The sequence below is a fragment of the Mycolicibacterium hippocampi genome, from assembly GCF_010723735.1.
Taxonomy (GTDB): Bacteria; Actinomycetota; Actinomycetes; order Mycobacteriales; family Mycobacteriaceae; genus Mycobacterium; species Mycobacterium hippocampi.
Genome location: NZ_BLLB01000002.1, coordinates 5753561 through 5770077, shown reverse-complemented (window position 1 = coordinate 5770077; position 16517 = coordinate 5753561). Strand labels below are relative to the sequence as shown.

17 protein-coding genes are annotated in these 16517 nt (G+C 67.3%); 13 read left to right on the top strand and 4 right to left on the bottom strand.

Annotated features, from left to right (window positions below):
• Positions 1–8: 8 nt before the first annotated feature.
• The 11 genes from G6N53_RS28760 to G6N53_RS28710 all read left to right on the top strand — a co-directional run bounded on the left by G6N53_RS28760 (position 9) and on the right by G6N53_RS28710 (position 11621).
• Positions 9–950 carry a 3-oxoacyl-ACP reductase gene (locus G6N53_RS28760; RefSeq protein WP_205390491.1) on the top strand — a complete coding sequence of 314 codons (942 nt, stop codon included), beginning with the start codon at positions 9–11 and terminating at the stop codon, positions 948–950.
• Between the two features lie 259 nt (positions 951–1209).
• Positions 1210–1968 (top strand): MlaE family ABC transporter permease, encoded by a 759-nt coding sequence (locus G6N53_RS28755; RefSeq protein WP_163894971.1) that lies wholly within the window; start codon positions 1210–1212, stop codon positions 1966–1968.
• Positions 1965–2807, top strand: a complete 843-nt coding sequence (locus G6N53_RS28750) for an MlaE family ABC transporter permease (protein ID WP_163894969.1) — start codon at positions 1965–1967, stop codon at positions 2805–2807. Before G6N53_RS28755 ends, G6N53_RS28750 begins: the two co-directional genes overlap by 4 nt.
• Positions 2808–2817: 10 nt before the next feature.
• The gene (locus tag G6N53_RS28745) at positions 2818–4020 is read left to right on the top strand and encodes an MCE family protein (protein WP_163894967.1); all 1203 of its coding nucleotides are present in this window, start codon (positions 2818–2820) and stop codon (positions 4018–4020) included.
• 7 nt (positions 4021–4027) lie between these two features.
• Positions 4028–5062 carry an MCE family protein gene (locus tag G6N53_RS28740; RefSeq protein ID WP_163894965.1) on the top strand — a complete coding sequence of 345 codons (1035 nt, stop codon included), beginning with the start codon at positions 4028–4030 and terminating at the stop codon, positions 5060–5062.
• Entirely contained in the window at positions 5055–6113 is a 1059-nt protein-coding gene (locus G6N53_RS28735; RefSeq protein ID WP_163894964.1) for an MCE family protein, read from the top strand. Before G6N53_RS28740 ends, G6N53_RS28735 begins: the two co-directional genes overlap by 8 nt.
• Positions 6110–7462, top strand: a complete 1353-nt coding sequence (locus tag G6N53_RS28730; RefSeq protein ID WP_163894961.1) for an MCE family protein — start codon at positions 6110–6112, stop codon at positions 7460–7462. The genes G6N53_RS28735 and G6N53_RS28730 overlap by 4 nt, the downstream gene beginning before the upstream one ends.
• Positions 7459–8619 carry an MCE family protein gene (locus tag G6N53_RS28725; protein ID WP_163894959.1) on the top strand — a complete coding sequence of 387 codons (1161 nt, stop codon included), beginning with the start codon at positions 7459–7461 and terminating at the stop codon, positions 8617–8619. The genes G6N53_RS28730 and G6N53_RS28725 overlap by 4 nt, the downstream gene beginning before the upstream one ends.
• Complete coding sequence (locus G6N53_RS28720; RefSeq protein WP_163894956.1) at positions 8619–10373, top strand: MCE family protein; 1755 nt, start codon at positions 8619–8621, stop codon at positions 10371–10373. Before G6N53_RS28725 ends, G6N53_RS28720 begins: the two co-directional genes overlap by 1 nt.
• 172 nt (positions 10374–10545) lie before the next feature.
• Entirely contained in the window at positions 10546–11133 is a 588-nt protein-coding gene (locus G6N53_RS28715; protein ID WP_237166670.1) for an Rv1363c family protein, read from the top strand.
• Entirely contained in the window at positions 11133–11621 is a 489-nt protein-coding gene (locus G6N53_RS28710) for a mammalian cell entry protein (protein ID WP_163894952.1), read from the top strand. The genes G6N53_RS28715 and G6N53_RS28710 overlap by 1 nt, the downstream gene beginning before the upstream one ends.
• Here G6N53_RS28710 and G6N53_RS28705 read toward each other — a convergent pair.
• The gene (locus G6N53_RS28705) at positions 11608–13095 is read right to left on the bottom strand and encodes an alpha,alpha-trehalose-phosphate synthase (UDP-forming) (RefSeq protein WP_163894950.1); all 1488 of its coding nucleotides are present in this window, start codon (positions 13093–13095) and stop codon (positions 11608–11610) included. The genes G6N53_RS28710 and G6N53_RS28705 overlap by 14 nt on opposite strands.
• Positions 13095–13262 (bottom strand): hypothetical protein, encoded by a 168-nt coding sequence (locus tag G6N53_RS29975; RefSeq protein WP_205390490.1) that lies wholly within the window; start codon positions 13260–13262, stop codon positions 13095–13097. The genes G6N53_RS28705 and G6N53_RS29975 overlap by 1 nt, the downstream gene beginning before the upstream one ends.
• A gap of 78 nt (positions 13263–13340) precedes the next feature.
• Here G6N53_RS29975 and G6N53_RS28700 point away from each other — a divergent pair, with 78 nt between their 5' ends.
• The gene (locus G6N53_RS28700; protein ID WP_205390489.1) at positions 13341–14237 is read left to right on the top strand and encodes an enoyl-CoA hydratase; all 897 of its coding nucleotides are present in this window, start codon (positions 13341–13343) and stop codon (positions 14235–14237) included.
• Between the two features lie 55 nt (positions 14238–14292).
• Positions 14293–15138 carry an SDR family oxidoreductase gene (locus tag G6N53_RS28695; protein ID WP_163894946.1) on the top strand — a complete coding sequence of 282 codons (846 nt, stop codon included), beginning with the start codon at positions 14293–14295 and terminating at the stop codon, positions 15136–15138.
• Between the two features lie 19 nt (positions 15139–15157).
• Here G6N53_RS28695 and G6N53_RS28690 read toward each other — a convergent pair whose 3' ends face one another.
• Both G6N53_RS28690 and G6N53_RS28685 read right to left on the bottom strand, forming a co-directional pair.
• Entirely contained in the window at positions 15158–15640 is a 483-nt protein-coding gene (locus G6N53_RS28690) for a (2Fe-2S)-binding protein (protein ID WP_163894944.1), read from the bottom strand.
• A complete protein-coding gene (locus G6N53_RS28685) occupies positions 15633–16508 on the bottom strand; it encodes an FAD binding domain-containing protein (RefSeq protein WP_163894942.1) in 876 nt (291 codons plus the stop codon). The genes G6N53_RS28690 and G6N53_RS28685 overlap by 8 nt, the downstream gene beginning before the upstream one ends.
• Positions 16509–16517: the final 9 nt, after the last annotated feature.

The window sequence follows — 16517 nt, the reverse complement described above, 5'->3', positions numbered from 1 at the left end:
TTCGTACTTTGACTCAATCAGACCCCGCCGCCCAGATCGATCTGGCCGGCAGAACCGCCGTCGTGACCGGTGCCGCCGCCGGGTTGGGCCGCGCCGAGGCGATCGGTCTGGCCCGCGCCGGCGCGGCCGTCGTCGTCAACGACATCGCCGCGGCGCTGGACCAATCCGATGTCCTCGACGAGATCGCCGCAGCGGGCACCAAGGGTGTCGCGGTGGCCGGCGACATCAGCGAACGCAGCACCGCCGACGAGCTGGTCGAGACGGCCGACGGCCTCGGTGGGCTCAACATCGTCGTCAACAACGCCGGGATCACCCGCGACCGGATCCTGTTCAACATGACCGACGAGGAGTGGGACGCGGTCATCGCGGTGCATCTGCGCGGGCACTTCCTGCTGACCCGCAATGCGGCGACCTACTGGCGCTCGAAGGCCAAACAGGGCGGTGACGGGGTCGAAAACGGGCGAGTGTACGGGCGGATCATCAACACTTCCTCGGAGGCCGGTCTCTCGGGTCCGGTCGGCCAGCCCAACTACGGCGCCGCCAAGGCGGGCATCACCGCGCTGACGCTGTCGGCTGCCCGGGCGCTCGGCCGGTTCGGGGTGAGGGCCAATGTCATCGCTCCACGCGCGCGCACCGCGATGACCGCGGGCGTGTTCGGTGATGCTCCCGAGCTGCCGGAGGGGGCCGTGGATCCGCTGTCTCCGGACCACGTCGTGAACCTGGTCCGGTTTCTGGCGTCGCCGGCGGCCGAAGCGGTCAACGGACAGCTCTTCATCGTTTATGGTCCGACGGTGACGCTCGTCGCGGCGCCCACCGCTGAAGCGCAGTTCAGTGCCTCCAGTGACGCATGGGATCCGGCGGACCTGTCCGGCACTTTGCAGAGCTACTTTGCTGACAGGGACCCGGAGCGTAGCTTCTCGGCCGCGATGGGGCTGGGCGATCGAGACTGACAGTCTTGATTGTCAGTGCCGTGCGTCAATTGGAACACGTTCTAGGATGATCTGCGTCACAGTGTGCCTGAACAGCGAAAATGTAAGAGTTTGGACTGTATTTGCCGTTCTTTGACACTCCGAACGTGTTCTAGTTAATATGATCCGGCTCACTAAGAGCACCGCTTAGCCAAGGGGTGGGTGACCGTCGCGACCGGCCATCGTCGGATTCTTCGCCACGGTGTCGTCCTCCCCACCCCGCCCGAGAACGGAGCCGAGGTTGATCGAACAGCTTGCGGCGCCGGCGCGGGCCGTGGGTGGGTTCGTCGAAATGTCCTTGGACACGTTCGTCAAAACCTTCCGCAGACCCTTTCAGTTCCGTGAGTTCCTCGACCAGACGTGGATGATCGCGCGCGTCTCGCTGATCCCCACGCTGCTGGTGGCGATCCCCTTCACCGTGTTGGTGGCCTTCACGCTGAACATCCTGCTGCGCGAGATCGGTGCCGCCGACCTGTCCGGCGCGGGCACCGCGTTCGGAACCGTCACCCAGCTCGGCCCGGTGGTGACCGTGCTGGTGGTGGCGGGCGCGGGCGCCACCGCGATCTGCGCGGACCTCGGTGCCCGCACCATCCGCGAGGAGATCGACGCGATGCGGGTGTTGGGCATCGACCCGATCCAGCGTCTCGTGGTCCCCCGGGTCCTGGCCTCGACGTTCGTGGCGCTGCTGCTCAACGGTCTGGTCTGCCTGATCGGTCTGACCGGGGGCTACGTCTTCTCGGTCTTCCTGCAGGGGGTCAACCCCGGGTCCTTCATCAACGGCCTCACCGTGCTGACGGGGCTGCCCGAGCTGCTGCTCGCCGAGGTCAAGGCGTTGTTGTTCGGCGTGGTCGCCGGGCTGGTCGGCTGCTACCGCGGCCTGACGGTGAAGGGCGGGCCGAAGGGTGTCGGCAATGCCGTCAACGAGACCGTCGTCTACGCATTCATCTGCCTGTTCGTGATCAACGTCATCATGACGGCCATCGGGGTTCGGGTGCTATGAGTTACGACGCCACGCTCCGCTTCCGCCGCGCGCTGCGCGTGGTGCCCAACGCCGTCGATGTCATCGGGGAACAGGCACTGTTCTACGGCGAGTCGGTCCGCTACATCCCCAACGCGCTGACCAAGTACCGCAGGGAGACGATCCGGCTGATCGCCGAGATGTCCATGGGCACCGGCGCGCTCGTGATGATCGGCGGCACCGTGGGGGTGGCCGCCTTCATGACGCTCGCGTCCGGCGGCGTCATCGCCGTGCAGGGATACTCGTCGCTGGGCAACATCGGCATCGAGGCGCTCACCGGCTTCCTCTCGGCCTTCCTGAACGTCCGCATCGTCGCGCCGGTGATCGCCGGTATCGCGCTCGCGGCGACCATCGGCGCCGGGGCCACGGCACAGCTGGGCGCGATGCGCGTCGCCGAGGAGATCGACGCCGTCGAGGCGATGGCGGTGCACGCGGTCTCATACCTGGTGTCCACGCGCATCATCGCGGGTCTGATCGCGATCGTTCCGCTGTACGCGTTGTCGGTGCTGGCGGCGTTCTTCGCCGCCCGATTCACCACGGTGTACATCAACGGCCAGTCAGCCGGCCTCTACGACCACTACTTCAACACGTTCCTGATACCGAGCGACCTGTTGTGGTCGTTCCTGCAGGCGATCGTGATGTCGATCGCGGTGATGCTGGTGCACACCTACTACGGCTACAACGCGTCGGGCGGCCCGGTCGGGGTGGGCATCGCGGTCGGGCAGGCGGTGCGCACCTCGCTGATCGTGGTGGTGACGATCGTGCTGTTCATCTCCCTCGCCGTTTACGGCTCCTCCGGCAACTTCAACCTCTCCGGATAGGTGGCTGGATATGGCCGACGGTGACGCCAAGCGCAGCCACGTCAGGATCGCTGCGGCGATCCTCGCTGTGTGCGTCCTCGCCGCGGTGGTGTTCACCTACCTGTCCTACACCGCGGCGTTCACCCCGACGGACAAGGTGACGGTGCTCTCCCCGCGTGCCGGCCTGGTGATGGAGGACAAGGCCAAGGTCAAGTACCGGGGTGTCCAGGTCGGCCAGGTCGAATCCATCGAGTACACCGGGAACGAGGCGAAGCTGACGCTCGCCATCAGGAGCGGTGAGCTGAACTACATCCCGTCCAACGCGAGCGTGCGGATCGCCGGCACCACGATCTTCGGCGCCAAGGCCGTCGAGTTCCTGGCCCCCGAGGATCCGGATGGCAGGTCCCTTCGCCCGGGTGCCGAGGTGCAGGCGCAGAACGTGCAGCTGGAAGTCAACACGTTGTTCCAGACGCTGACCGACGTGCTCGCCAAGATCGACCCGATCAACCTCAACGCGACGCTGTCCGCTCTCGCCGAGGGCCTGCGCGGCAACGGGGACGACGCGGGTGCCATCCTGTCCGGCCTGAACTACTACCTGGAGCAGCTGAACCCGAAGCTGCCGGCGTTGCAGGAGGATCTCCGGAAGACCGCGCAGGTGGCTGCGATCTACGGTGACGCCGCGCCGGATCTGGTGCGGATCTTCGACAACGCGCCCAGCATCACGCAGACCGTCGTCGACGAGCAGGACAACCTCAACGCGACGCTGTTGGCCGCGACCGGCCTGGCCAACAACGGCACCGCCACGCTGGAACCGGCGGCCGACGATTACATCGCCGCGATCCAGCGGTTGCGGGCACCGCTGAAGGTGGCCGGTGAGTACTCACCGGTGCTCGGTTGTGTCCTGAAGGGCACGGCGGTGGCTGTGGACCGGTTCGCTCCAATCATCGGTGGCATCCGCCCGGGGCTGTTCGTGTCGTCGAGCTTCATCCCCGGCGCGCCGGCCTACACCTACCCGGAGAGCCTGCCGATCGTGAATGCCTCCGGAGGGCCCAATTGCCGCGGTCTGCCGGATGTACCGAGCAAGCAGTTCGGCGGTTCCTGGTACCGGACACCGTTCCTGGTCACCGACAACGCCTACGTTCCCTACCAGCCGAACACCGAGTTGCAGTTCGATGCGCCGTCGACGCTCCAGTTCCTGTTCAACGGGGCGTACGCCGAGAGGGACGAGTGGTGATCAACCGATGAATCCAAAGCGCACCCTGGTCAACGTCTCGGTCTTCACCGTGGTCATGGTGCTCGTGGCGGCGGGCCTGATCGTGGTGTTCGGCGAGTTCCGGTTCGCCCCGGACAAGGGCTATCACGCCACGTTCGCCGATGCGTCGCGGTTGAAGTCCGGTGAGGACGTTCGCATCGCCGGCGTGCCCGTCGGCAGCGTCCAGGACGTCACCCTCAACGAGGACAACACCGTCAACGTGGCGTTCAGCGTCAACGACCAGTACCAGCTCTACACGTCGACCCGGGCCGTGGTCCGCTACGAGAACCTGGTCGGCGACCGGTACATGGAGATCACCGCGGGTCCGGGCGATCTGGTGAAGTTGCCGCCGGGAAGCACCATTCCCGAGGACAAAACCGAGCCCGCTCTCGATCTCGACGCGCTGCTCGGCGGCCTGCGCCCGGTGCTCAAGGGGTTGGACGGAGAAAAGATCAACGAGGTCAGCAACGCCGTCATCGAGCTGCTGCAGGGCCAGGGTGGTGCGCTGGCGAACATGTTGTCGACCACCAGCGCGTTCACCCAGAACCTGGCGGCCCGGGACCAGCTCATCGGTGATGTGATCACCAACCTGAACACCGTGTTGGCCACTGTCGACGAGAAGGGGGCCCAGTTCGACGCCAGCGTGGACCAGTTGCAGCAGCTGCTGACCGGGCTGGCCGAGGGCCGTGACCCGATTGCGGGAGCCATCGGGCCGCTGGCGTCAGCGTCGACCGATCTGACCGACATGCTCGAGCAGTCCCGCCGGCCGATCCAGGGTGTCATCGAGAACGCCCGGCCGCTCGCGCAACGTCTCGACGAGCGCAAGGCCGACGTCAACAAGGTCATCGAGCCGCTGGCCGAGAACTACCTGCGGCTCAACGCATTGGGCGCGTACGGTGCGTTCTTCAACATCTACTACTGCTCGATCCGGATGAAGATCAACGGCCCCGCCGGCAGTGACATCCTGATCCCGTTCGGCGCCCCGCCGGACCCGACCAAGGGGAGGTGTTCGGAGGATGGCTAGGCCAGACGGTGGGAATCCGCTCCGCACAGGCATTTTCGGTATCGTGCTGGTCACCTGCCTGGTGCTGGTGTCCTTCGGCTACAGCGGGTTGCCGTTCATGCCCCAGGGCAAGTCCTACGAGGCGTTCTTCACCGACGCCGGCGGCATCTCGCCGGGCGACGACGTCAACGTCTCGGGGATCACCGTGGGCTCGGTCAGTGATGTCGCGCTGGCCGGAGATGCCGCCAAGGTGACGTTCACGGTGGACCGGGAGGTCCGCGTCGGTGACCAGTCCATGGTGTCGATCAAGACCGACACCGTGCTGGGTCAGAAATCGCTCGCGGTGACACCCCAGGGCGCCGGTTCGGTGACATCGATCCCGCTGGGGCGCACCACGACCCCCTACACCCTCAACACCGCGCTGCAGGACCTCGGCCAGAGCGCCAGCGAGCTGGACAAGCCGCGCTTCGAGCTGGCCATCCAAACGCTGACCGACACGTTGCAGGACGCCACCCCGCACCTGCGCAGTGCGCTCGACGGCGTCACCGACCTGTCGCGAAGCCTCAACCGGCGCGATGCCGCGCTCGAGCAGCTGCTGATGCACGCCAAGCGGGTGTCGGACACCTTGGCGCAGCGCTCCGGGCAGGTCAATCAGTTGATCGTCGACGGTAACCTGTTGTTCGCCGCACTGGATGAGCGCCGTCAGGCACTGAACAACCTCATCGCCGGTATCGACGATGTCTCACAACAGCTCTCGGGTTTCGTCGCCGACAACCGCCGGGAGTTCGGACCCGCCCTGGAGCAACTGAACCTCGTGATGGACAACCTGCTGGAACGTCGTGAGCACATCGGTGAGGCGCTGCGCCGGCTGCCGCCGTATGCGACGACCCTGGGGGAGGTGGTCGGCTCGGGATCGGGCTTCAACATCAACCTCTACGGACTGCCTCCGGTCAGTCTGTCCGAAGTCCTGCTGGACACCTACTTCCAGCCGGGCAAGCTGCCCGACAGCCTCGCCGACTATCTGCGCGGCTTCATCTCCGAGCGACTGATCATCAGGCCGGAGACACCATGACCTCAGCCGACACCGCCTTCGCCCAGAGTCGCTGGTTCAAGGTGGCCCTGGCCGCCACCCTGGTGGTCATCCTCGCCGTCGGCGCCTACCTGGTGTGGCCGTCGCGCACCGGGACCAAGATCGTCGGCTACTTCGAGTCCGCCGTGGGGATCTACGCAGGTGACCAGGTGCGCATCGTCGGCGTCCCGGTGGGCACCATCGACTCGGTCGAGCCGCGCGCCAACGACGTCAAGATCACGATGACGATGGACAGCGACGTGCAGGTGCCCGAGGACGCCAGGGCGCTGATCATTGCGCCGAACCTGGTGGCCGCCAGGTTCATCCAGCTGACACCGGCGTACACCGGCGGTCCGGCGATGGCCGACGGCGCGGAGATCGGTACCGACCGCACCGCGGTCCCCGTCGAGTGGGACGAGGTCAAAGAACAGCTCACCCAGCTCAGCGCTCAGCTCGGCCCGCAGCAGGGGTCGGTCCAGGGGCCGCTGACGGAGTTCGTCAACCAGGCCGCCGACACGTTCGACGGCAACGGCGATTCGTTCCGCCAGGCGGTGCGCGAACTGTCGCAGACGGCAGGGCGATTGGGTGATTCCCGCACGGACCTGTTCGGGACCATCCGCAACCTGCAGGGTCTCGTCGACGCGCTGTCCAACAGCAATGAGCAGATCGTCCAGTTCACCAACCACGTCGCGTCGGTGTCGCAGGTGCTCGCGGACAGCTCAGCCGACCTCGACAACACCCTGGGCACCCTCAACCAGGCGCTCACCGACGTCAGCGGCTTCCTCGGGGAGAACAACGAGGCGCTGATCGGTCAGATCAGCAGGCTCGCCGATTTCACGCAGATCCTCACCGACCACAGCGACGACATCGAGCAGATCCTGCACATCACGCCGAATGGGTTGTCGAACTTCTACAACATCTACAACCCCGCCCAGGGCACCGTCGGTGGTCTGTTGTCGCTGCCGAACTTCGCCAACCCGGTGCAGTTCATCTGCGGCGGCACCTTCGACGTCGGCGCCTCTCCTGACAACTACAAGCGCGCCGAGATCTGCCGTCAGCGAATGGGTCCGGTGTTCAAGCGCATCGCGATGAACTATCCGCCGGTGCTGTTCCACCCGATCAACAGCATCACCGCCTACAAGGGACAGGTCATCTACGACACCCCGGCCACCGAAGCCAAGGCGGAGACCCCGGTGCCCTACCTGCAGTGGCAGAACGCTCCCGGCGTCACCCCGCCGGAGATTCCGCCCGACGCCGACCTGGCTTCGCTGCTGGTTCCCGAGGCGCCCGAGGCTTCCAACTCGCACAACGGCGGCCCGGAAACAGCACCAGCACCGGGAGCGGGCGGATGATACGCAAGGTCGTCACCATCTCATCGCTGTCCGTGCTGCTCGCGGGCTGCCAGTTCGGTGGGCTGAACTCGCTGGACATGCCGGGCACGGCCGGGCACGGGTCCGGGTCCTTCACCATCACGGTGCAACTGCCGGACGTCTCGACGCTGCCCCAGAACTCACCGGTGATGGTCGACGACGTCACCGTCGGCAGCGTGTCGGGCCTCGAGGCCGTGCAGCGTCCGGACGGTACGTTCTTCGCGGCGGCCGAGCTGTCGTTGGACAAGGACGTGAACCTGCCCGCCAACGCCACCGCCAGGGTGGCCCAGACCTCGCTGCTGGGTTCACAGCACGTGGAACTCGCCGAACCCCTCGATGAGGACGGGGTGGGGCGCCTCGGTGAGGGATCGGAGATCCCGCTGGATCGCACCGGTCGCTACCCGACGACCGAGGAAGTTCTCGCCTCCCTCGGTGTTGTGGTCAACAAGGGCAACCTGGGTGCGCTGCAGGACATCACCGAGGAGACCTACAACGCGGTGGCCGGTCGTGAGGGCACCTTCACCGACCTGATCCCGCGGCTGGCCGAGCTGACCAGTTCCCTGGACCGGCAGACCGGTGACATCATCGCCGCGGCCGAGGGGCTCAACCGGTTCGCCGGCATCCTGGCGCGCAGCAAGGACAGTCTGGGTCGCACGCTGGACACCCTGCCCGCGGTGCTGGAGGTGCTCAACCGCAACCGGACGAACATCGTCGACGCGTTCGCCGCACTGCGCGGTTTCGCCACGGTCGGCTCGCGGATCCTGGAGCAGACCAAGGACGACTTCGCCGCCGACTTCAAGGATCTGTTCCCGATCATCAAGTCGCTCAACGACAACGCCGACGTGTTCATCAAGTCTCTGGAGTTTTTGCCCACGTTCCCGTTCCACTACGACTACCTGCGCAACGCGGTGCGCGGCGATTACCTGAACGTGTTCGTGACGTTCGACCTGACGCTGCGGCGGCTCGGTGAGACGGTCTTCACCACGTCGAAGGGCCTCGACCCCAACATGAAGCGGATGCACGAGATCATCACCCCGCCCGACTTCCTCACCGGTGCGGTCGCGAACCTGTCCGGCCAGGCGGCGGACCCGTTCGAGGTGCCGCCGGGAACGGCGACCCAGCACGAGGGGACGCCCTGATGATCGACCGGCTCACCAGGATCCAGCTGATGATCTTCGCTGTCGTGACAGTGCTGACCGTCGGCGCGATCTCGATCTTCTACCTGCGTGTCCCCGAGGCGGTCGGGCTCGGTTCCTACAAGGTGACCGCGAACTTCGTGGCCGGCGGCGGTCTCTACGAGAACGCCAACGTCACCTACCGGGGGGTGACCGTCGGGCGGGTCGAGTCGGTGGGGCTCAGCGACGACGGCGTCGTCGCGCACATGCGGCTGCAGAGCGGCACCCCGGTGCCGGAGAACGTCACCGCGACGGTCAAGAGCGTGTCCGCGATCGGTGAGCAGTACATCGACCTGGTGCCGCCGGAACAACCCTCACAGGCGTTACTGAGCAACGGCGCTGACATCGGCATGGACCGCACCGCGATCGGTCAGGACATCTACGGGCTGCTCCAGCAGGCCGACGCGTTGGTGAGCAGTATCGGCGACAGCCGAATCCGGGACCTGCTGGACGAGACCTTCAAGGCGTTCAACGGATCCGGGCCCGAGCTCGCCCGGCTGATCCAGTCCTCCAGGCTGTTGATCGACGAGGCGAACGCCAACTACGGGCAGACCACCCAGCTCATCGACCAGGTCGGCCCGTTCCTCGAGGCGCAGATCCGCAGCGGTGACGACACCAGGTCGCTTTCCGAGGGCTTGGCCCGGTTCACCACCGAGGTCGCCAACGCTGATCCGCAACTGCGCTCGGTGCTGCAGACCGTTCCCGGTGCGACCGAGGCGGCGAATACGACGTTCGAGGGCATCAGGCCGACGTTCCCGGTGCTGGCCGCCAACCTGGCCAACTTCGGCCGCATCGGCGTGATCTACAACAAGTCGCTGGAGCATTCGCTTGTGGTGTTCCCGGCGCTGATCGCCGCACTCAACACTGTCGCCGGTGGCGTGCCCCCCGACGAGGGCGGCAAGCTGGACTTCAAGGTCGACCTCGGTGATCCACCGCCCTGCTCGGTCGGTTTCATCCCGCCGCCGCAGATCCGCTCACCCGCCGACACCACGCTGCGGGAGCTGCCCACCGACCTGTACTGCAAGGTGGCGCAGAACGATCCGAGCGTGGTGCGCGGCGCCCGCAACTACCCGTGTCAGGAGTTCCCGGGCAAGCGTGCGCCGACGATCCAGCTGTGCCGGGACCCGAAGGGTTACGTCCCGATCGGCACCAACCCCTGGCGCGGGCCGCCGATTCCGTACGGCACGCCGATGGACCAGCGCGAAGACAACCACTACGAGCCGCCGGGACGGAACACCTTCCCGCCCAACAAGTTCCCGTTCATCCCACCGGAGATGGATCCGGATCCGGGGCCGCCGTCGGTTCAGCTGCCCCCGGGTGTCGAGCCAGGTCCGGGGCCGGCTCCGCACGCGCCGTACCCGCTGCCGGTGCCGCCCAACGAGCCCGATCAGCTGCCGCCGCCGTGGCCGTACTTCTCACCGCCGGACCAGGTGGTGCCGCCGTACGGCCGCACCCCACCGGCACCCGCACCGGGACGTGCCCCGGCACCATTTCCGGCGCCGGCGCCGGCGCCCGCGCCCCCGCCGCCCCCTCCGGCGGGAACGGCTCCGCTGCCCGCTGAGGCTGCGATGGCCTCGGGTCCCGCGATGGCCAGCTACGACCAAAACGGGGAGTTCGTCGATCCCGCCGGCGGGACCGGCATCTACGCCCCCGGGACGGACAAGCTGGCGCCTGCGGAGAACTGGGTCGACCTGATGCTGTCGCCCAAACAGGCATAGTGGATGTGGCCCCGCGCCTCAGTCGGGCAGCAATACGTAGGTATAGGAAGTCGCATTGGTAGAAGAAGCACCCCGAAATCCGGGCCGGACGGCGCGGCGCCGCGCTTCGCGAGCCGCGGGACCTGCGGCCGGCAGCGTCGAACCCGGCGCTGCCCCCGTCGCCGTCGGGGGAGTGACGGTCGAGGGACCCACCCCGCCGCAGGTGCGGTCGGTGCTTCCCTCAGGACCGCCGCCGCGGCGGGCCCCCAACCGGACACGGGTCGCCCTGGTGTCGGTGCTCACCCTCGTCGTCCTGGTCGCGGGACTGGCAGGCGGCGTCGCGTGGATGATGGTCGAGCAGCGTGAGGCACAAGCCGAGCAGGCGCGTACCCAACGCTTCGTCGACACCGCTTCCCAGCTGGTCACCAACATGTTCAGCTACACGCAGGACAACATCGACGACAGTGTGAACAGGTTTGTCGACAGCACCAGCGGCCCGCTCCGCGACATGCTCAGCCAGGGCAACAACGTCGAGAACCTCAAGGCGATGTTCCGCGACACCAACGCCAGTTCTGAAACCGTGATCAACGGCGCGGCGCTGGAGGACGTCGACGACATCGCCAACAACGCGGCGGTGCTGGTGTCGGTGCGCGTCACCGTCACCGACATGGAAGGCAACAACAGGCCGTCACAGCCCTACCGCCTGCGGGTGATCGTGCACGAGGACGACAACGGTCACATGACCGGCTACGACCTCAAGTACCCGGACGGGGGAAACTGATGCGGGCGGCTCGGCTGTGGGGCGCGATTGCGGTGATCCTCGCTGTCGGCGTCGTGGGATTGGCCGCGTTCGGTGGCTCGCTCTACTGGAACGGGGTGCAGCTGCACGGTGAGCAGGCTGCGCGGGAAGAGCTCGCTCCGTTGGCCGCCGAACAGATCCCGCAGGTGTTCGGGTACGACTACCAGACCGTCGAACGCAGTCTCAACGAGGTCTACCCGCTGCTCACTCCCGATTACCGGCGGGAGTTCCAGGACCGCGCGACCGAGGACATCATCCCGCAGGCGCGGGACCGTCAGCTCATCAGCCAGGCCAACGTCGTTGGCGTCGGAGTTCTCGACGCCCAGCGGGAGTCCGCGTCGGTGATGGTCTACATGAACCGCACCGTCACCGACAAGGATCGCCAACCGATCTACGACGGCAGCCGGCTGCGTGTCGACTACGAGAAGGTCGACGGCAAGTGGCTGATCAACTACATCACTCCGATTTAGGCGGGGCTCCGGCCAGCGCCTCCAGGAACGACCGTGCCCAGCGGTCGACATCGTGGGCCAGAACCTGTCGGCGCAGGGCCCGCATCCGGCGCCTGCCCTCTTCGGGGGTCTGGTTGAGTGCCGCCTCGATCGAGTCCTTGATGCCCTGCGGGTGGTGGGGGTTGGTCAGGTAGGCCTGGCGCAACTCGGCCGCGGCGCCGGTGAACTCGCTGAGCACCAGGGCGCCGCCGAGGTCGCTGCGGCACGCGACGTACTCCTTGGCCACCAGGTTCATGCCGTCGCGCAACGGGGTGACGAGCATGACGTCGGCGGCGACGAAGAACGCGAGCAGATCCTCGCGCGGAACGGGCCGGTGCAGGTAGTGCAGGACCGGATGGCCCACCTCGCCGTACTCGCCGTTGATGTGCCCGACCTGGCGCTCGATGTCCTCGCGCATCACCTTGTAGCTCTCCACCCGCTCACGGCTGGGGGTGGCGAGCTGGACGAGCACCGTGTCCTCGCGGTTGACCCGGCCCTCTTCGAGGAGTTCGGAGAATGCCTGCAGCCGCACGTCGATGCCCTTGGTGTAATCCAGCCGGTCGACTCCGAGCAGAATCTTGCGCGGGTTGCCCAGCTCGGCACGGATCTCGCGGGCCCGCTGCCGGATCGCCTTGCTGCGGGCCTTCTGGTCGAGGTCTGTGGAGTCGATCGAGATGGGGAAGGCGCCGACTTTGACGGTCCGGAACCCGACGTGCACCTCACCGAAGCGGGCACGGATCCCGACGGATGCGCGTGAGGTGTTCGCACCGGCGAGCCGGCGGGCCAGGATCAGGAAGTTCTGCGCGCCGCCGGGCAGGTGGAAACCGACGAGGTCAGCGCCGAGAAGGCCGTCGACGATCTCCGAACGCCACGGCATCTGCATGAACAGCTCGACCGGGGGGAACGGGATGTGCAGGAAGAAGCCGATGGTGAGGTCGGGGCGCAACATCCGTAGCATCTTCGGGACCAGCTGCAGCTGGTAGTCCTGAATCCACACGGTGGCGCCCTGGGCCGCTGTGCGGGCGGTCGCCTCGGCGAAGCGCCTGTTGACCTCGACGTAGCGGTCCCACCACTGCCGGTGGTAGATCGGTTTGACGATCACATCGTGGTAGAGCGGCCACAGCGTGGCGTTGGAGAAGCCCTCGTAGTACAGCGCGACATCTTCGGCGCTCAGGCGCACCGGGACGAGGGTCAGATCGTCCTGCACGATCGGCTCGTCCTCGGATTCGCCCGGCTCCTGGGGAACGCCGGGCCAGCCGATCCACGCGCCGCGTCGCCGCCGCAGCAGCGGTTCCAGTGCGGTCACCAGGCCGCCGGGACTCTGTTTCCACTCCGTGGTGCCGTCGGGCAGCTGCACCATGTCGATCGGCAGCCGGTTGGCGACCACGACGAAGTCCGCCGACGCGGTAGGCGGAGCAGAGCCGGAGCGTGCCTCAGGGCCGCTCTCGGGACTCATTACGCGTCGGCGAGCTTCGCAGGTCCGATGCCGAGCATCGACAGGAAGATCCGGCATTCGTCGGCGTCGGTCGCGTAGGCGGCGACGACGCGGCGGGCCTGCCGTTCGGTGGTGTCGGCAATCGGTTCGACGTCGCCGAGCTCGGCGGGATCAGATTTTGCAGGCATGCGTCAACTCTAGCCAATTGTCGGCCCCACACCGACCACTCGGCCAGTTGTCCGCACGTCAACCGTAGTGTGCTTGATGTGGCGAACCCTGAACAGGTGACATATGAAACCGTCGACGAGGGCCGCATCGCTCGCATCTGGTTGAACCGGCCCGACGCCCAGAACGCGCAGTCTCGGACGCTGCTGGTGCAGCTGGACGAGGCATTCGGCCGCGCGGAGGCCGACGACGACGTGCGGGTGGTGATCCTGGCCGCGCGGGGCAAGAACTTCTCGGCCGGCCACGACCTGGGCTCGGAGGAGGCGCTGGCCGAACGGGCGCCCGGTCCCGGCCAGCACCCGACCTTCCAGTTCAACGGTGCCACCAGGGCTGCGGTGGCCGAACGCACCTATCTGCAGGAGTGGCACTACTTCTTCGACAACACCCGCCGCTGGCGGGACCTGCGCAAGATCACCATCGCCCAGGTGCAGGGCAACGCGATCTCGGCGGGCCTCATGTTGATCTGGGCCTGCGACCTGATCGTCGCCGCCGACGATGCCAAGTTCAGCGACGTCGTCGGGGTGCGCATGGGGATGCCGGGCGTCGAGTACTACGCCCACCCGTGGGAGTTCGGCCCGCGCAAGGCCAAGGAGCTGCTGCTGACCGGCGACGCGATCGACGCGGAGGAGGCGCATCGGCTGGGGATGGTGTCGAAGGTGTTCCCCCGTGCCGAGTTGGAGGACAAGACCCTCGAGTTCGCCCGCCGTATCGCCGAGCGGCCGACGATGGCGGCGTTGCTGATCAAGGACTCGGTGAACGCGGCCAGTGATGCGATGGGCTTCCCCGAGGCGCTGCGGCACGCCTTCCACATCCATGAGCTCGGGCACGCCCACTGGGCGGCGCACAACGAGAACCGTTATCCGGTCGGGCTTCCGCCCGATGTGCCGGACTGGCGCACGTTGGGGGCGCCGAAGCTGGCCCGCCGCGACGAACCGTGACGTATAACTAGAACCTGTTCTTGTTAGACAGGCTTCCGGTCGGAGGGATTCCCCCATGCTGCTTTCGTTGAAGGATCGAACGTTCCTGGTCACCGGTGGTGGCAGCGGGATCGGCAGGGCGGCGGCGACCGCGATCGTCGCCTCCGGCGGCAACACGATGCTGGCGGGCCGCAATGCCGACAAGCTGGCGGCGGCCGCCAAGGAGATCGAAGCGATCACGGCCCAGGCAGGCGACGGCGGCGGTGAGGTGCGCTACGAACCCGCCGACGTGACCGACGAGGACCAGGCGGCCCGGGTGGTGGAGGCCACCACAGCCTGGCACGGCCGGCTCGACGGTGTCGTGCACAGTGCCGGGGGTTCCGAGACGATCGGGCCGCTGACCCAGATCGACTCCGCGGCCTGGCGCAACACCGTCGACCTGAATGTCAACGGCACCATGTACGTGCTCAAGCACGCCGCCCGCGAGATGGTGCGCGGCGGCGGTGGTTCGTTCGTGGGTATCTCGTCGATCGCGTCGAGCAACACCCACCGGTGGTTCGGTGCCTACGGACCGAGCAAGGCGGCGTTGGACCATCTGATGATGGTGGCGGCCGACGAGCTCGGCGCCTCCTCGGTGCGGGTCAACGGCATCCGGCCCGGCCTCACCCGCACGGACATGGTCGCCCCCATCATGGAATCCCCGGCGGTCAGCGAGGACTACCGCGCCTGCACGCCGTTGCCCAGGGTCGGTGAGGCCGAGGATGTGGCCAACCTGGCGGTCTTCCTGCTCAGCGACGCGGCGAGTTTCATCACCGGCCAGGTCATCAACGTCGACGGCGGCCACGGCTTGCGGCGGGGGCCGGACCTGTCGGGAATGCTCGAACCGCTCTTCGGCGCGGACGGGCTGCGCGGCGTGGTCTGAAACCGCGGGAACCCGACTCTCATGGAGTCGAGTCGGGCACCTCCGCCGCGCGCCGCACCGCGTTGACGATGCCCTGGTAGCCGGTGCATCGGCAGAAGTTGCCCGACAGGCCCTCGCGGATCTCCTGGTCGGTGGGTGTCGGGTTGTCGCGCAGCAGCGCGGTGATGCTGGTGACGAACCCCGGCGTGCAGAAACCGCATTGCAGCCCGTGACACTCGCGCATGGCCGCCTGCACCGCGGAGAGCTCACCGTCGTCGCCGGCGACGCCTTCGACCGTCGTCACCTCCTGCCCCTCGGCCTGGACGGCGAAGACCAGACACGACCGCACCGCCTGGCCGTCGAGCAGCACCGTGCAGGCTCCACACGCGCCGTGTTCACAACCCAGGTGGGTGCCCGTCAGTCCGCACTTCTCGCGGAGGAAGTCGGCGAGGGTCAGTCGCGGCTCGACGGTCCCACTGTGGGGGCGACCGTTGACCGAGAGCTCGACGGGAAGTTCATGCATTGAGGGCCTCCGTGGTTGCTTCGGTCCATGCGCGCGCCACCATCGCGGCGCCGACGCGGGTGCGGTAGGACGCCGTGCCCTGCAGGTCGGCGGGAACATCCTGCAGCGCTGACATGGCCAGCCGGCCCAGCTCCTCGGCGGTGACGTCGGTGACGTGCCTGCCGACGACGGCGTCCTCGGCCGGGGTGCCCCGCTCCGGCCGTGAGCCCAGACCCAGGAGCCCGATTCCGCAGCGGCTCACCGTGTCCCGGTCGTCGAGTTCCACTGCCACCGTCGCACCCGCGATGGCGAAGTCTCCGTGCCGGCGTGCGAACTCCTGCACCGAGAAGCCACAGCGGCCCGACCACACGGGGAAGGCGACGGCGGTCAGGATCTCATCGGCGGCCAGCGAGGTCTCCCAGAGGCCGGTGAAGAACTCCGCCGCCGGGATCTGCCGCCGGCCCCGGGGCGAGACGGCCTCCATGAGCGCGTCCAGGGTCACCGCCACCGCGGCGTACTCGGCTGCGGGATCGGCGTGGGCGATGGCGCCGCCGAGGGTGCCGCGGGTGCGGATCTGGAAGTGCCCGATGTGCGGGGTGGACAGCGTGAGCAGCGGAACCGACTCGGCCACTTCGTCATCCATGCCCACCAGCGCATGCGGAGTGCCCGCGCCGATCCACACCGAGCCGTCGCGCAGCTCGATGTTGCGCAGCTCCTCCACTCGGGAGATGTCGACGAGGTTCTCGAAGTGCGTCAGTCGCATCGCGAGCATCGGCACCAGGCTCTGTCCGCCGGCGAGGATCTTGGCTTCGTCGCCGTGCTCGGCGAGCAGACCGACGGCGTCGGCGACGGTGTCGGGACGGTGATAGGCGAACGGTGCGGCTTTCATGAGTGCGCC

Bases quoted from the DNA above. Each gene is read 5' to 3' on its own strand.
- G6N53_RS28750 (WP_163894969.1), top strand. From the start codon at position 1,965: ATGAGTTACGACGCCACGCTCCGCTTCCGCCGCGCGCTGCGCGTGGTG.
- G6N53_RS28745 (WP_163894967.1), top strand. From the start codon at position 2,818: ATGGCCGACGGTGACGCCAAGCGCAGCCACGTCAGGATCGCTGCGGCG.
- G6N53_RS28740 (WP_163894965.1), top strand. From the start codon at position 4,028: ATGAATCCAAAGCGCACCCTGGTCAACGTCTCGGTCTTCACCGTGGTC.
- G6N53_RS28735 (WP_163894964.1), top strand. From the start codon at position 5,055: ATGGCTAGGCCAGACGGTGGGAATCCGCTCCGCACAGGCATTTTCGGT.
- G6N53_RS28730 (WP_163894961.1), top strand. From the start codon at position 6,110: ATGACCTCAGCCGACACCGCCTTCGCCCAGAGTCGCTGGTTCAAGGTG.
- G6N53_RS28725 (WP_163894959.1), top strand. From the start codon at position 7,459: ATGATACGCAAGGTCGTCACCATCTCATCGCTGTCCGTGCTGCTCGCG.
- G6N53_RS28720 (WP_163894956.1), top strand. From the start codon at position 8,619: ATGATCGACCGGCTCACCAGGATCCAGCTGATGATCTTCGCTGTCGTG.
- G6N53_RS28710 (WP_163894952.1), top strand. From the start codon at position 11,133: ATGCGGGCGGCTCGGCTGTGGGGCGCGATTGCGGTGATCCTCGCTGTC.
- G6N53_RS28705 (WP_163894950.1), bottom strand. From the start codon at position 13,095: ATGAGTCCCGAGAGCGGCCCTGAGGCACGCTCCGGCTCTGCTCCGCCT.
- G6N53_RS29975 (WP_205390490.1), bottom strand. From the start codon at position 13,262: ATGCCTGCAAAATCTGATCCCGCCGAGCTCGGCGACGTCGAACCGATT.
- G6N53_RS28695 (WP_163894946.1), top strand. From the start codon at position 14,293: ATGCTGCTTTCGTTGAAGGATCGAACGTTCCTGGTCACCGGTGGTGGC.
- G6N53_RS28690 (WP_163894944.1), bottom strand. From the start codon at position 15,640: ATGCATGAACTTCCCGTCGAGCTCTCGGTCAACGGTCGCCCCCACAGT.
- G6N53_RS28685 (WP_163894942.1), bottom strand. From the start codon at position 16,508: ATGAAAGCCGCACCGTTCGCCTATCACCGTCCCGACACCGTCGCCGAC.